Origin of the sequence: Cobetia sp. Ld8, from assembly GCF_045066615.1 — a bacterium.
In the GTDB taxonomy this organism is placed as follows: Bacteria; Pseudomonadota; Gammaproteobacteria; order Pseudomonadales; family Halomonadaceae; genus Cobetia; species Cobetia amphilecti.
In genome coordinates this window covers 687,975-701,814 of sequence record NZ_JBISHF010000006.1, presented here as the reverse complement: position 1 = coordinate 701,814, position 13,840 = coordinate 687,975, and the positions used below count along the sequence as shown (strand labels likewise).

Genomic DNA, 13,840 nt, shown 5'->3' with positions numbered 1-13,840 from the left:
CCACCTGCAGTCATAAGGAAAGGGGCTTGATGCCCCGCAAGGGCCGCCTGTCGCCAGTGATGCTGGCCGTTGGCTGGCGCAACGCGGGTAACACCGCCGGGACATGACACGTCATTCACGCTTCCGGCTGTTCTCGCGCTTATCTGCTTACACCTGCTTTCATTGTGGCCGCTGGCTGCCGCAAGGCTCGGGCCGCATGACTAGTACGGCAAGGCCCGGGCGCCCATGCTACTCCTCCAATGGACATCACCAGGCGCCAGACTGCTGCACTTTGTCTCTTCTGATCGCCCTTTTGAACGCCAGACGCGTCCCGCTTCGTCTGTCACGTCAAGCGCTGCTCCAGGCGCCATTGCGAGAGCCACTCCAAGAGCCATTCGGCAAGCCACTCAACCGGCTCCTCGACCTGCTCCTCAACCCGTCATCCCGAAGTGCGTGCCATCAGGCGAAGCACTAGGTGGACAAGCGTGCAGCACGCAGACGACTCTCTCTACGCTTCGCTAATACTCCGAGTCTATGCCAGCCTGTGGTGCGGGTACCAAGGCTATTTTCTCGCCGACTCAACGCTTGGCTACCGTGGCCGCCTCAGAACCTGGCGACAGGCGGCGTATCCGCGCCCCGCACCAGTGCACGAGTGGCATCAAGGCGTGCGGAAGAGTAGGATAGGCGCCCGTTTCGCCCGGACCGGATCCCGGGCGCCGAATCCATCGGTCAAAGAAATTCTCCGTCATGACTCTCAACGTCCAGAATTCCGCTGTACCCGCTTCTGCCTCCTCTGCAGAGCGCCCCCGCGCCGTCGTCATCTACTCCGGTGGCATGGACTCCTACACTGTCCTGCACCAGGCGCTGAAGGAAGGCTTCGAGGTACACGCCCTCTCCTTCCATTATGGCCAACGTCACTCGCGTGAGCTCGACGTCGCACGCCAGGTCTGCGAGTCGCTGGGCGTCGCCCACGAAGTCGTCGACATTCGCGCCATCCATGGCCTGATCGACAACTCCGCGCTGACCAACAGTGACCAGGCGATGCCCAAGGCCGACTACGACGAGGCCTCCATGACCTCGACCGTGGTGCCCAACCGCAACATGATCCTGCTGTCACTGGCCATCGCCAAGGCCGTCAACATCGAGGCCGAGGTCTGCTTCTATGGTGCCCACGGTGGCGATCACGTGCTCTACCCGGATTGCCGTCCGGAGTTCGTCGACAAGATGAACGCCGTCGCCGCGATCGCCAACTTCTCGCCGGTGGAGATTCGCGCGCCCTTCCTGCACGCGAGCAAGGACGAGATTCTTGCCGCCGGCATCGCCATGCAGCTCGATTACGCCCAGACCTGGACCTGCTACGAAGGCCGCGAACTGGCCTGCGGGGAATGCGGCAGCTGCCGTGAGCGTCTCGAGGCCTTCGCCGCCCATGGGCTGCGCGATCCGCTCGGTTACGAAACGACCGACTCGGCCAAGGGCGCAGGCACTCTCTGATGTATACGGTAAAGGAAGCGTTCTACACCCTGCAGGGCGAAGGTGCTCGCGCAGGGCGCGCCAGCGTGTTCTGCCGCTTTGCCGGCTGCAATCTGTGGAGTGGCCGCGAGCAGGACCGCGACACCTCGGTCTGCCGCTTCTGCGACACCGATTTCGTCGGCACCAACGGCCAGAATGGCGGCAAGTTCCGCACCGCAAACGCGCTGGCGGACTTTTTGGCCAGCCTGTGGCCGGAGCACACCGGCATCGCCACGCCCTATGTGGTCTTCACCGGCGGTGAGCCGCTGTTGCAGCTCGACAGTGAGCTGGTGGACGCGATGCACGCCCGCGGCTTCGAGATCGCGGTGGAGACCAACGGCACCGTCGAGCCGCCTGCCGGCATCGACTGGCTATGTGTGAGCCCCAAGGGCGCCAGCGAGCTGGTCCTCACCGGCGGCGATGAGCTCAAGCTCGTCTACCCGCAGCCGGAGGCCCTGCCGGAGCGCTTCGTCAGCCTTGACTTCGCACACTTCTATCTGCAGCCACTGGATACCGCCGCCCTCGACGCCCTGCCCGCGCCTGCCGCGGCCCGCGAGCATTACCGCGAGGTGCTGGCGTCCGACACGCCGATGAACCAGTGCGTCAGCTACTGCATGCGCAATCCCCAGTGGCAGCTCTCGCTGCAGACTCACAAGATCAGTGGTATCGATTGATGACCGCAATGACTCCCAAGACCCTGTTCGTCAGGGCCCTCACCGCGGTGGATGCCTCGGTGTGGAGCAATACCCGCGGCCTGTACGGCATCAGCCAGCATCTGGATCTGGAGCTGGACGGTGCCGTCGGCCATGACGGCATGCTGTTCGACTTCGGCGACGTCAAGCCGTGGGCCAAGCGCATGATCGATCAGGACGCCGATCACACCCTGATCGTGCCCAGTCAGGCCGAAGGCGTGAGCGTCACGGACTGCCCGGAAGGACTGTGCCTGCGCTTCACCCAGCCCTATGCCATGGAAGTGCGCGGCCCGCGTCAGGCCTTCTGCCTGCTGCCGGTAGCCGAGGTCACCACCGAGGTACTGGCCAATCACTTCGAGAAGCTGCTGACTCGCCGCCTGCCACCGCGCGTCGAGGCGCTGCGCGTGCGTCTGCGAGACGAGACCATCGACGGCGCCGCCTACACCTACAGTCATGGCCTGCGTCATCACAGTGGCAACTGCCAGCGTATCGCGCATGGGCATCGCTCTCCGCTGATCATCGAGCGCAATGGTGTGCGGGACACTGCGCTCGAAGCCGAGTGGGCCGAGAAGCTCAACGACCGCTATCTGGCCGAGGAAGGCGATCTGATCGACCGCCCGGGGCGTGAGCTGGTATTCAGCTATGAGGCGCCGCAGGGCAGGTTCCGCATCCGCCTGCCGCGCAAGCAGGTCTGGCTGCTGCCGACACCGACCACCATCGAGTGGATCGCCGACTGGCTGGCGCGCCAGATCGCCCTCGACAGCGGTGACAGCATCCGCGTCGAAGCCTATGAGGGCATCAACAAGGGCGCCATCGCGCGGCATACCCCGCAGACGGCGCGTGAGCCTCTCGTCCTCCCCGAGCACGAAGACACGTCCGCTACCTCATGACGCAGACTGCCGCCCTTTCTGCAGAAGCTGCCGCTCCCGGCTGTCGTGCCGGTTGCGGCGGCTGCTGCATCGCCCCCTCGATCTCGAGCCCGATTCCCGGCATGCCCAATGGCAAGCCGGCGGGGGTGCGTTGCGTGCAGCTGGATGACGACAATCTGTGCAAGCTGTTCGGCACGCCGCAGCGTCCGGCGGTGTGCGGCGACTTCGATTTCGATTACGAGCTGTGTGGCGATTCCCGCGAAGAGGCCCTGCGCCTGATCGGCGAGTGGGAGCGCCTGACGTAAGTAGCGCTTCCTGAGGCATACGCCTCAGCTTACTCGCCGAAGAAGTTGAAGGGCCTGGCGGCGCCGTCGCTGCGACAGGCCAGCAAGGCCGCATTCAACTGACGGGAATCCTCAAGCGGCAACGCAGCCACCATCCCTTCCTGCTCCTGCTTCTGCTCCTGCCCGTCCAGCGGTGCAATCAGCTCAAGCCGCGAATCCTCGCGCCAACTGGACGGCGCAAGCTCGGCACGCCCATTGGCGCGGTTATAGCTGCGCCAACCATCCTGGGTGTGAAAGACGCCCTTGATGCGCCACTCGCGCGGCAAGCCATCCAGCCACTGGGTCAGCTGATCGAGATCGAAGACCTCGCTTGCGGCGATTCGCCAGCCCAGGCTGGCATGCTCAAGCCCCTCGGCCTGTTCGATCACCGGTGCGCCGGGCAGCGGCATCGCGCCTGAGGCGGACGGTTCTTCACTGGCCTGCGCCAGACGCGCCCTATCCCGCGCAGCGCGATGGGCGGCCGGCATGCTGATCTCGGGCTGGTCTACACGCGCTGCGCTTACGTGCCCGCCGCCCTGGCGCTGAGGCGTGCGTTCTGCTGACAGCAGCCAATCGATCAGCGCGACCTCCTGCCCGGCCATGCGGGCCTGCGTCGACTGGCTTTCGCCCTCGGCTCTACCCAGCTCACCGACCCAGCGCTTGCGCGGCCACATCCCCGCCAGAAACTCATGCGCGGCCGCCAGCTGCTGCTCACTCGCCAGATCACGCTTGCTGAGGACGACGCCGCCCGCCAGCGTCAGCTGATCCTGGAAGGTGCCGTGTTCGCGAGTGCGGGTATCGTCCAGTGCGCGCGGGTCCAGCAGGGTGATGACTTCCTCAAGCGCAAGCGCCGAGGCCAGCCCTTCGCTGCGCAGTACATCGATCAGCCCCGCAGGATGGCCCAGCCCCGAAGGTTCGATGATCAGACGATCAGGACGCGTCTGATGGATCAGGCTGACCAGCCCCGCCTGCAGCACGAAGGCCAGCTGGCAGCACAGACACCCGCCGGGCAGCCCCTTGACGCTGACATCCTCACGCCCGGCAAACAGTGCCTGATCGATCCCCACCTGACCGAACTCATTGACCAGGATCGCCCAGTGTTCATCCGCCGGCTTGGCCGCGACCAATGCCTGGATGAAACTGCTCTTGCCTGTTCCCAGAAAGCCGGTGATCAGATGCACCGGAATCGGAACCGGACTCGTCGGGGCGTCGCCGCTCCTGGCGCCGCGTGAAGCCACAGACATGCTGAAATCTCCGCAAGGTGAAGGGCGTGCAAAAAGTTATAGAGTAACAAAAACCGGCCGACGACGAAGTCTCGTCAAGTGAATCCGGCCTTTTGGAGTGACGCGATCTGACGGACGGCAAGCTGCGGCAAGGGGGGAGACAAGGAGGGAGATACGCAAAACCCCTCGCCACCAGAGGTGACGAGGGGTTTGAGGCTGACACTCGGCCCTGACTGACGCGTGCGATCAGGCAGCGCGGGTCAGGATACGACGCGCCACGTCCGGCGTGATATCGCCGTGCTCACCGATGGCGGTGAAGCCGTGACGGGTCAGGTTGTCGACCAGCTGATCGATGCTGTCGGCACTGATACCGGCTTCGCTCAACGACACCGGCGCACCCAGACGAGTGAAGAACTCACGGGTCTTGTCGATGGCGGCGCGCGCGACGCTCTCCTCATCGCCCTCCAGCGCCCAGACGCGGCGACCGTATTGCGCCAGCTTGGCACGCTTGGCCTCGAACAGCTCCTCCCACAGCGCCGGCATCACGATGGTCAGGGTGCGACCATGATCGACACCGTGCAGTGCGGTGATCTCGTGACCGATCATGTGGGTGGCCCAGTCCTGCGGCACGCCACGTCCGATCAGGCCGTTGAGGCCCAGGTTGGCGGCCCACATGATGTTGGCGCGCACGGCCAGATCATCCGGCTGGCTCAGCACCTTGGGGCCTTCCTCGATCAGCGTCATCAGCAGCCCTTCGGAGAAGCGGTCCTGCACCGGCGCATTGACCGGATAGGTCAGGTACTGCTCGCTGACGTGGATGAAGGCATCGACGACGCCATTCACGCTCTGACGCTCCGGCAGGGTCAGGGTGGTGGCCGGGTCCAGCACCGCGAAGCGCGGATAGGCCAGCTCGCTGAACATCGGCAGCTTGTCGTGGGTCTCGTAGTTGGTGACCACGGCGTTGCCATTGGACTCGGAGCCCGTGGCCGGCAATGTCAGCACCACGCCCAGCGGCAGCGCCGTCTCGGGGTGCTTGCCCTCGGCAAGAATCTCCCACGGATCACCGGCATGACAGGCGGCGAGCGCGAGGAACTTGCTGCCATCGGCGACGCTGCCACCTCCGACCGCCAGTAGATAATCGATCTTCTCTCGCTTGATGACTTTCAGAGCTTCGAGCAAGGTGTGATAGCTCGGATTCGGCTCGATGCCGCCGAAGCTCCACCACTGACGGCCTTCCAGCGCGGCTTCGATCTGATCCATCACGCCGTTGCGCTTGATCGACCCGCCACCGTAGGTGACCAGCACGCGGGCATCCGCCGGAATCTCGTCACGCACCTTGGCGATCTGGCCGGCACCGAAGTGCACGCGGGTCGGGTTCTGATAGGTAAAGTCCTGCATGATGCTCTCCTCGCAGAGTCAGGGGCGGCACGGCGGCAATGCAGAACGCCGCCATGATCAGGCGCCACCTGACACAGGGTGTCGCGTGAGGGCCTGGTGACACGAAAACGAAATGAAGACGTCACCACCCCACGAATGTTGCGCACATTCTAGAGCAGCATCTACGACGAAAGTAGAGAGCAGTGCGCACGTCTTTGGTTCTTGTGAATCACCAATCCTGACGACCAGTAATTCGTGATGACCAGTAATGTGTGATGAACAACGCCTGGCCACCCACGCAAAAGGCCCGCCGCAGCGAGCCTTTCGTAAGTGCCTGAGCAGCGCGCGTACGCGAGGCGTCAGGTGTTCGGGTCTTCAGTCAGGATCTTCAGCAATGCTGTCGCAGCTCTCAGCACTCAGCACTCAGATCACAGACGCACCAGCATCTTGCCCTTGTTGGCACCCGAGAACAGCTTGAGGAAGGCGTCCGGCGTCTGCTCGAGCCCTTCTTCCACCGTCTCTTCGTAGTCGATATCGCCCTTGGCGACCTGCGGCCCTACCTCTTCGAGGAAGCGGCTGTAGTTCTGCCAGTGATCGAAGACGATGAATCCCTGCATGCGCGCGCGTCGGATCAGGATCATCGAGATGTTCGAGGGGCCAGGTGCCGCCTCGGTATCGTTGTAGCTGGAGATCATGCCGCAGACGGCGATGCGTGCGCCGACATTCAGGTTGTTCAGCGCCGCCACCAGGCAATCACCGCCGACATTCTCATAGTAGACATCGAAGCCGTCCGGGCAGGCTTCCTTGAGCGCCTTCGTCAGCTGCTCGGCATCCTTGCCCTTGTAGCTGACCGCCTTGACGCCCCGCGCTTCCAGCCAATCGAGCTTTTCCTGGCTGCCGGCGATGCCGACGACAGTGCCGCCCTTGGCCTTGGCCAGCTGGACGGCGAGCGAGCCGACCGCACCGGAGGCCGCGCTGACCAGCACGTTATCGCCCTCTTTCATCTCGGCGATGATGTTGAGACCGGTCCAGGCGGTCATGCCCGGCATGCCCAGCACGCCCAGGTAAGCCTGCTCCGGCACCTCGATGCTCGGCAGCGGCTCGACCTGGTCACCAGAGAGCTGCGCGATGTCACGCCAGCCGCCCATGTGACGTACCTTGTCGCCGCTCTTGAAGCGAGAGTCACGTGACTCGATCACTTCACCGACGGCTGCGCCCTGCAGCGGCTCATTGAGCTCGAAGGGGTCGATATAGGTCTTCACGCCGCTCATGCGGCCACGCATGTAGGGATCCACGGACAGCCAGCTGTTGCGAATGCGCACCTCGCCTTCGCCGAGCTCGCTCAGCTCTTCCTCACGCAACTGGAACAGATCGCGTTCCGGGGTGCCTTTCGGATAGTCAGTGATCGTGTAATAGCGTGTCTGCATGCAATGCTCCTTGCGAATGATCTGGTCAAACGACATGTGATCAGAATCGTCATCAGGCCGCTGGCCCGTAGCCTCAACCCTGTGACGACTGGCCGCCGCAAGCGTTGCTCGGCGACGAAGTGCTCCCAGATTACGCGCGCTCCCGATATCACACCAATGACAGAAACTGAATCCCGGTATGCATGAGACTGATATCATGTGCGGTTGAAACTGCACACTTTCATCCCAGTGACTGGGCCGCCTCGCTACCGGGAACCGCTTGCCATGCACCTGGCTGAACTTGCCCGCCATGATCTCAATACGCTGGTCGCGCTGCATGCGCTGCTGGAAACCCGCAGCGTGTCGCGGGCCGCTGAGCGCCTCAACCTGAGCCAGCCTGCGGTGTCCCGCACCCTGGGCCGGCTGCGCGAGGCCTTTGATGACCCCCTGTTCGTGCGCGCGCAACGCGGTCTGCGCCCCACCGCACGCGCAGAGGCCCTCAGGCAGCCCCTCGCCCGCCTGCTGCAGGAGCTGGGCGCCCTGTTGGCGCCGCCCGAGTTCTCGCCGGAAGATAGCCAACGTCGCTTTCAGCTGGCCACCACCGATTACGGCATGCACGCCTTCGTGGCGCCCCAGATCGCCCCGCTGCACGAGCAGGCGCCCGGCATCCGTCTGGATATCCAGGCCTATGGCGGCAATGTCGAACAGCAGCTGGAAGAAGGCGGGCCGGAGCTTGCGATGTGCGTGCCCACCGCCAGAGTGCCGGCCGGCGTGCATGGTCGCGAGATCGGGGATGACCAGTTCGTCTGCGTGATGCGCAAGGACCATCCGCTGGCAGCGAAAGAGACCTTGAGCCTGGAGGACTTCCTCGCCGCCAGTCACCAATTGATCAGCATGGGCGGTGATGAGCGAGGCGCGGTGGACCTCAAGCTGGCGGAACTGGGCTTGAGTCGTCAGGTCGTCATGCGCCAGCCCCATTTTCTGGCCGCCTTCAGTGTCAGCTGCCACAGCGACCTGCTGCTGTGCGTGCCGGGCTGTCTGGCCATCAGCATGCTCGATCAGCTGCCGCTGGCCCTGCGTCCGCTGCCCATCACCCTCAACCGCTTCTCCTACTGGCTGGTGTGGCACGAACGCCTGCATCATGACGCCGGCCACCGCTGGCTGCGCCAGACGCTCTCCACGGGCATTCAGGCCCGTCACCGCGAACTCTCCCAGCGCCTGCGTCAGCGGCTGGGCTCGTGACTTGATACATGACTCGTGACCTGACGCCACACCCGCACGTAGCCTCGCGGCCTGAGCTTCGATACCTGAGCCTGCGAGGCTTGACCCAAAGGCCTGAACCCAATGGCTTGAACCAAAAAAAGACCGCCACCCCAAGGGGTGACGGTCTCATTGGCAGGGAAAGCTGCCCACGCCAGTTGCCTGGCTCATTTGCGCTCGATCAGTTGCGCTCGATCTCGGCACGCTCACGCAGAGATTCCTGCAGGCCCGTGACAGCGGCCTGAGCACGCAGACGCGTGGCCAGACGCGAGAGGAACTGGTCCATCTCGCCCGGCTCGGCCTCGCCGATCTCGGTCAGGGCGATCAGCGCGATGCCACCACTGAGCGACGCCTTGCCGTAGACCGGCTGGCCATCTTGCGGGTGCGCCAACGTGAAGGCCTGCTTGACCAGACTCTGCGGCAGCTGGGTGCTGGCCTGACGGCTGACGTCGTCAGCCTGCTGCCAGTCGATCCCCTCGAGTGATCCACCCTGACGCAGGGTCTCCAGACGCTTCTCGGCCAGTGCTTCGAGTGCCTTGGCAGTCTTGTCGGCCTTGGCTTCGCGCTGAACCTGCTGCTTGACCTCATCCAGTGCCAGCGTGGTGGCCGGACGCTGCTCGAGAACGCGCAGCACCAGACGGCGGCTGTCGTCCAGTTCGATGACGTCACTGTTGTAGCCCTCTTCCAGCACTTCGTCACCGAAGGCTGCCGCCATCACACCCGGCTCGGACAGCAGTTCGTCATCATTTTCCTGCGCGACCCAGTCGGTCTTCTTCAGCGGCAGGTCCAGATCCTCAGCGACGCTGGCTAGATCATCCGCCGCGAAGCTCTCATCCTTCAGCTGCTGCGCCTTCTCGTTGAAGGTATCGCGGGAAGCGGCCTGACGGGCTTGCGTCAGCAGCTCGTCGCGCATGTCCTCGAAGGGCGCGATGTCCAGACCGGTCACCTTGATCAGGTGCAGGCTGTCGCCGGTATCGACGATATCCGAGACCTGACCTTCATCCAGTGCGAAGGCCGCGTCATCGAAGTCCTCACCGAAGATACCGCGGGTGATCACGCCAAGCTCACCGCCGTCCTCGGCCGTGGAGCTGTCTTCGGAGACCTCGGCCGCCACCTTGGCGAAGTCTTCGCCATTGGCGAGTGCGTCACGTGCGCCCTCGAGCTTGGCACGTGCCGCCGCATCATCGTCACCCTTCTCGACCATGATGTGCGCGATTTCCCGCGGCGCATCGGCACGCTTGGCCGCATATTCGGCCTTCAGCGTGTCTTCGCTGATATCGCCACCGCTTGCCAGTTCGTTCTGGTCCAGCAGCACGTAGGCCAGCTTGACCTGTGCCGGGCGACGGTAGTTGTCCTGGTGGCTGTCATACCAGGCCTTGAGCTCGTCTTCGCTGACCGTCACCGGCGCATCGAGGTCCGCACTGCTCAGCGTGGCATAGCGGAAGGTGCGCGTCTGACGCTGCAGCTGGCTGAGCTTCTCTTCTTCGCCCGGCAGCACGAAGGCACTGGCGGCGAAGCCGTCGGTCAACTGCTGGCGCAGGGTGTCGCTGCTCAGCTGCTGGCGGAAGGAGGTGGGAGAATAGCCGGCGCTGGCCAGACGATTGCGGAACAGGTCGGCATCGAAGCGTCCCTTGTCGTCCTGGAAGTCCGGAATGCTCACGATCAGTTGATCGAGCTGCGCATCGGACATGTGCAGGCCGCCTTCCTCGGCGTATTGATCCAGCAGGCGGGAATCGATCATCTGGTTGATGATCTGATTGCGTGCTTCGCGCTCCTGTTCCGGCGCTACCTGGCCAGAACGGATGGCACGCTGGACTTCGGTTTCCACCGCCTGACGGCTGATGGTATCGCCATTGACCGTGGCCACGTCGTCACTGCTGGCAGTGAAGGCGCCAATGATCGACTCAACACCAAAGAAGGCAAAGGTGACGACAATGAAACCAACGATCGTCTTGGCCACCCAGCCATGCGACCGGTCTCGAATTCGTTGCAGCATGCAGGCCTCGAACTACAGGGATTGGAATGGCCACAAGGGCCGCGACTCAGTGACTGATGATTATACGCATGCCGCAGACAGATGCAGGTGACTTTGCACGACTGACTGACTCGCCAGGGTCATCGAACGCTTGCGCCCTGCCGACATGGCCGGGTTCAGCCACAAAAAAAGCGCATCGCCAGGCGATGCGCTTCGATGTTCTGGTGCCGGTTCGGCAGTCATCAGACCACTCCCGAACCGGTACCGCGCCACCGGGTGCCTGCGAAGCAGGCAGGCCTCAGTTGACGGCGTCTTTCAGTGCCTTGCCAGCCTTGAAGCTCGGCACCTTGGCAGCACTGATCTCGATCGGAGCGCCAGTCTGCGGGTTACGGCCAGTACGTGCAGCACGTTCCTTGACAATAAAGGTGCCGAACCCGACCAGTGCCACGGTCTCACCCTTCTTCAGGCTATCAGTGACGGTGTCGACCATCGCATCGAGTGCACGGCTAGCTGCTGCTTTCGGAATATCGGCAGATGCAGCAATGGCTTCGATCAGCTCGGATTTATTCACTCTTCACCCCTTGAATTTGCAAAAATTACCAGAAATCAGCGCGAAAATTACGGGTGCTAAACGCGATCGCGACGAAGCGGAGTTTATAGCAACGCCCTCAAACGACTGTCAAGCAACCTCACGCGCAAAACCGCACCACGCCGCCGTTTCGACAGCGGCATGGCCAAAAAAATCCCGTCAATGTGTACTGATCATTGTCTGACGACCACTGGCATCGTCTGAACGAGAATCGTCCTTCTCAGCAGTAGACTTTTCTGCTAGAGCCACCTCAAGCACTTCGTCGATCCAGCGCACCGGCCGAATATCGAGTGCATCCTTGATGGTGTCCGGAACCTCCTTGAGGTCACGGCGATTTTCCTCGGGAATCAGCACAAGCTTTATACCACCGCGTCGCGCCGCCAGCAATTTCTCCTTGAGGCCACCGATCGGCATGACTTCGCCGCGCAGGTTGACCTCACCGGTCATTGCCACGTCACAGCGCACGGGGCGTCCACAGTAAGCGGATACCATCGCGGTAACCATGGCAGCGCCCGCACTGGGGCCATCCTTGGGCGTGGCGCCTTCCGGCACGTGAATGTGCAGGTCTTCCTTCTCGAAGCGCTCAGCCTCGATACCGAAGGCCTCGGCACGCGCACGCACCACGGTGTGCGCCGCACTCACCGATTCCTTCATGACGTCGCCCAGTGACCCGGTCTTGCTGACACGGCCCTTGCCCGGTGTGACGACAGATTCGATGGTCAGAAGCTCACCGCCGACGGAGGTCCAGGCCAGGCCAGTGACACGGCCGATCTGGTCCTCGGCATCGGCGAGGCCGAAGCTGTACTTGCGCACACCCGCGTAGCGCTCGACCTGCTCGGCCTCAAGGTGCATGGAGGACAGTGCACCCTCCTTGGCCTCGGCGACCACACGCTCACGCACGATCTTGCGGCAGACCTTGGCGAGCTGGCGCTCAAGTTCACGCACGCCGGCTTCACGCGAGTAGTAACGGATCAGCTCGAGCACGGAGGCTTCGCTGAAGGTCAGCTCGCCCGGCTTCAGACCATTGGCCTTGAGCTGCTTGGGCGCCAGGTAGCGCATCGCGATGGCCAGCTTCTCGTCTTCGGTGTAACCCGGCAGACGGATGATTTCCATGCGGTCACGCAGCGGACCCGGAATGTTCATCGAGTTGGACGTACAGATGAACAGGGTCTCGGACAGATCGTAATCAAGCTCGAGGTAGTGATCGGCGAACTTGTCGTTCTGCTCCGGGTCCAGCACCTCAAGCAGCGCCGAGGCCGGATCACCGCGGTGGTCCATGCCCAGCTTGTCGATCTCGTCGAGCAGCACCAGCGGATTCTTCACGCCCGTCTTGGCCATGCGCTGGATGATCTTGCCCGGCAGTGCCCCGATATAGGTGCGGCGGTGACCGCGGATCTCGGACTCATCGCGCACACCGCCCAGCGCCATACGGGTGTACTGACGGTTGGTGGCACGTGCAATGGACTTGCCCAGCGAGGTCTTGCCGACACCCGGCGGACCGACCAGACACAGCACCGGCCCCTTGAGCTTCTTGACGCGCTTCTGCACGGCGAGATACTCGAGGATGCGTTCCTTGACCTCATCCAGACCGTAGTGGTCCTCGTCCAGCACCTTGGCGGCGTGGTCGATGTCATGACGCACACGCGTGCGCTTCTTCCACGGCACGTCGCACAGCCAGTCCAGATAGGTGCGCACCACGGTCGCCTCGGCGGAAGTCGGCCCCATCATCTTGAGCTTGTTGAGCTCCTGAGTGGCCTTCTCCTCTGCCTCCTTCGGCATGCCGGCGTCCTTGATGCGACGCTCGTACTGCTCGACCTCGTTGGGCACGTCATCCAGCTCACCCATTTCCTTCTGGATGGCCTTCATCTGCTCATTGAGGTAGTACTCGCGCTGCGACTTCTCCATCTGCTCCTTGACGCGGGTACGAATGCGCTTCTCGACCTGCAACAGGTCGATCTCCGCTTCGATCAGCGTCATCAGGTGCTCAATGCGGTCACGCACCTTGTCCATCTCAAGCAGCGCCTGCTTGTCATTGATGCCCAGCGACAGATGCGCGCTGATGGTGTCCACCAGACGGCTCGGGTCTTCAATGCCCTGCAGGCTGCCCAGCACTTCGTTGGGCACCTTCTTGGAAAGCTTCACATACTGCTCGAACTGGTTGAGCAGCACGCGCACCAAGGTTTCCTGCTCTCGCTCGGACAGCGGCTGGCTGTCACGCAGGGCGACGTCGGCGATGCTGTGGCCGTCGTCGTGCAGGCGAATCGCCTGGATATCGGCGCGCGAGCTGCCCTCGATCAGCACCTTGACGGTGCCATCGGGGAGTTTGAGCAGCTGCATGATGTCGGCAACGGTGCCGATGGCGAACAGGTCTTCCGCCGTCGGGTCGTCCTGGCTGGCTTCACGCTGCGCCGCAAGCAGGATCTTCTTGTCGCCTTCCATGGCCACTTCGAGGGCCTGGATCGACTTTTCCCGGCCGACGAACAGCGGAATCACCATCTGGGGATAGACCACCACATCCCGCAGCGGCAGCAGCGGAAGTGTCAGGGTCTGATCTTCGTTCTGCTCCATGGCAGACGTTCCTCGGTATTCTGTGGGTGGGCCGCCTCACACGGCACTTTGATACTGAGACCATGGGGGC

General features: G+C 63.2%; 11 protein-coding genes. 5 read left to right on the top strand and 6 right to left on the bottom strand.

All coding sequences use genetic code 11. The features are described from left to right. Positions 1-726 precede the first annotated feature (726 nt). Genes queC through ACJJV2_RS04675 form a run of 4 tightly spaced genes read left to right on the top strand, consistent with a single transcriptional unit; the run spans position 727 to position 3,354 of the window. On the top strand, positions 727-1,470 hold the full coding sequence (gene queC / locus ACJJV2_RS04690; protein ID WP_405278585.1) for a 7-cyano-7-deazaguanine synthase QueC: 744 nt from the start codon (positions 727-729) through the stop codon (positions 1,468-1,470). Continuing rightward, entirely contained in the window at positions 1,470-2,162 is a 693-nt protein-coding gene (gene queE / locus ACJJV2_RS04685) for a 7-carboxy-7-deazaguanine synthase (protein ID WP_107336280.1), read from the top strand. Before queC ends, queE begins: the two co-directional genes overlap by 1 nt. Before the next feature lie 8 nt (positions 2,163-2,170). Further along, complete coding sequence (locus ACJJV2_RS04680; protein WP_279839370.1) at positions 2,171-3,070, top strand: 6-carboxytetrahydropterin synthase; 900 nt, start codon at positions 2,171-2,173, stop codon at positions 3,068-3,070. Then, positions 3,067-3,354 carry a YkgJ family cysteine cluster protein gene (locus tag ACJJV2_RS04675; RefSeq protein WP_405278582.1) on the top strand — a complete coding sequence of 96 codons (288 nt, stop codon included), beginning with the start codon at positions 3,067-3,069 and terminating at the stop codon, positions 3,352-3,354. Before ACJJV2_RS04680 ends, ACJJV2_RS04675 begins: the two co-directional genes overlap by 4 nt. Positions 3,355-3,383: 29 nt before the next feature. On the opposite strand, the gene ACJJV2_RS04670 is transcribed toward ACJJV2_RS04675, so the two are convergent. From ACJJV2_RS04670 to ACJJV2_RS04660, 3 genes are all read right to left on the bottom strand, one after another. Next, the gene (locus ACJJV2_RS04670) at positions 3,384-4,616 is read right to left on the bottom strand and encodes a CobW family GTP-binding protein (RefSeq protein ID WP_405278580.1); all 1,233 of its coding nucleotides are present in this window, start codon (positions 4,614-4,616) and stop codon (positions 3,384-3,386) included. Between the two features lie 225 nt (positions 4,617-4,841). Further along, positions 4,842-5,993 (bottom strand): iron-containing alcohol dehydrogenase, encoded by a 1,152-nt coding sequence (locus ACJJV2_RS04665; protein WP_405278578.1) that lies wholly within the window; start codon positions 5,991-5,993, stop codon positions 4,842-4,844. A 407-nt stretch (positions 5,994-6,400) separates the two neighbouring features. After that, on the bottom strand, positions 6,401-7,399 hold the full coding sequence (locus tag ACJJV2_RS04660) for an NADP-dependent oxidoreductase (protein WP_405278576.1): 999 nt from the start codon (positions 7,397-7,399) through the stop codon (positions 6,401-6,403). A gap of 264 nt (positions 7,400-7,663) precedes the next feature. On the opposite strand from ACJJV2_RS04660, the gene ACJJV2_RS04655 reads away from it, so the two are divergent. Next, positions 7,664-8,620 carry a LysR family transcriptional regulator gene (locus ACJJV2_RS04655; protein WP_052384231.1) on the top strand — a complete coding sequence of 319 codons (957 nt, stop codon included), beginning with the start codon at positions 7,664-7,666 and terminating at the stop codon, positions 8,618-8,620. Positions 8,621-8,819: 199 nt separating this feature from the next. Here the strand turns inward: ACJJV2_RS04655 and ACJJV2_RS04650 are convergent, their stop codons facing one another. The 3 genes from ACJJV2_RS04650 to lon all read right to left on the bottom strand — a co-directional run bounded on the left by ACJJV2_RS04650 (position 8,820) and on the right by lon (position 13,770). Beyond that, on the bottom strand, positions 8,820-10,634 hold the full coding sequence (locus ACJJV2_RS04650; RefSeq protein ID WP_405278573.1) for a SurA N-terminal domain-containing protein: 1,815 nt from the start codon (positions 10,632-10,634) through the stop codon (positions 8,820-8,822). 277 nt (positions 10,635-10,911) lie between these two features. Then, on the bottom strand, positions 10,912-11,184 hold the full coding sequence (locus ACJJV2_RS04645; RefSeq protein WP_043331296.1) for an HU family DNA-binding protein: 273 nt from the start codon (positions 11,182-11,184) through the stop codon (positions 10,912-10,914). 177 nt (positions 11,185-11,361) lie between these two features. Beyond that, positions 11,362-13,770: an endopeptidase La gene (gene lon / locus ACJJV2_RS04640; protein WP_043331298.1), complete on the bottom strand. Its 2,409-nt coding sequence runs from the start codon at positions 13,768-13,770 to the stop codon at positions 11,362-11,364. Positions 13,771-13,840 lie beyond the last annotated feature (70 nt).

Bases quoted from the DNA above. Each gene is read 5' to 3' on its own strand.
- queE (WP_107336280.1), top strand. From the start codon at position 1,470: ATGTATACGGTAAAGGAAGCGTTCTACACCCTGCAGGGCGAAGGTGCT.
- lon (WP_043331298.1), bottom strand. From the start codon at position 13,770: ATGGAGCAGAACGAAGATCAGACCCTGACACTTCCGCTGCTGCCGCTG.
- queC (WP_405278585.1), top strand. From the start codon at position 727: ATGACTCTCAACGTCCAGAATTCCGCTGTACCCGCTTCTGCCTCCTCT.
- ACJJV2_RS04660 (WP_405278576.1), bottom strand. From the start codon at position 7,399: ATGCAGACACGCTATTACACGATCACTGACTATCCGAAAGGCACCCCG.
- ACJJV2_RS04680 (WP_279839370.1), top strand. From the start codon at position 2,171: ATGACTCCCAAGACCCTGTTCGTCAGGGCCCTCACCGCGGTGGATGCC.
- ACJJV2_RS04655 (WP_052384231.1), top strand. From the start codon at position 7,664: ATGCACCTGGCTGAACTTGCCCGCCATGATCTCAATACGCTGGTCGCG.
- ACJJV2_RS04650 (WP_405278573.1), bottom strand. From the start codon at position 10,634: ATGCTGCAACGAATTCGAGACCGGTCGCATGGCTGGGTGGCCAAGACG.
- ACJJV2_RS04665 (WP_405278578.1), bottom strand. From the start codon at position 5,993: ATGCAGGACTTTACCTATCAGAACCCGACCCGCGTGCACTTCGGTGCC.
- ACJJV2_RS04675 (WP_405278582.1), top strand. From the start codon at position 3,067: ATGACGCAGACTGCCGCCCTTTCTGCAGAAGCTGCCGCTCCCGGCTGT.
- ACJJV2_RS04670 (WP_405278580.1), bottom strand. From the start codon at position 4,616: ATGTCTGTGGCTTCACGCGGCGCCAGGAGCGGCGACGCCCCGACGAGT.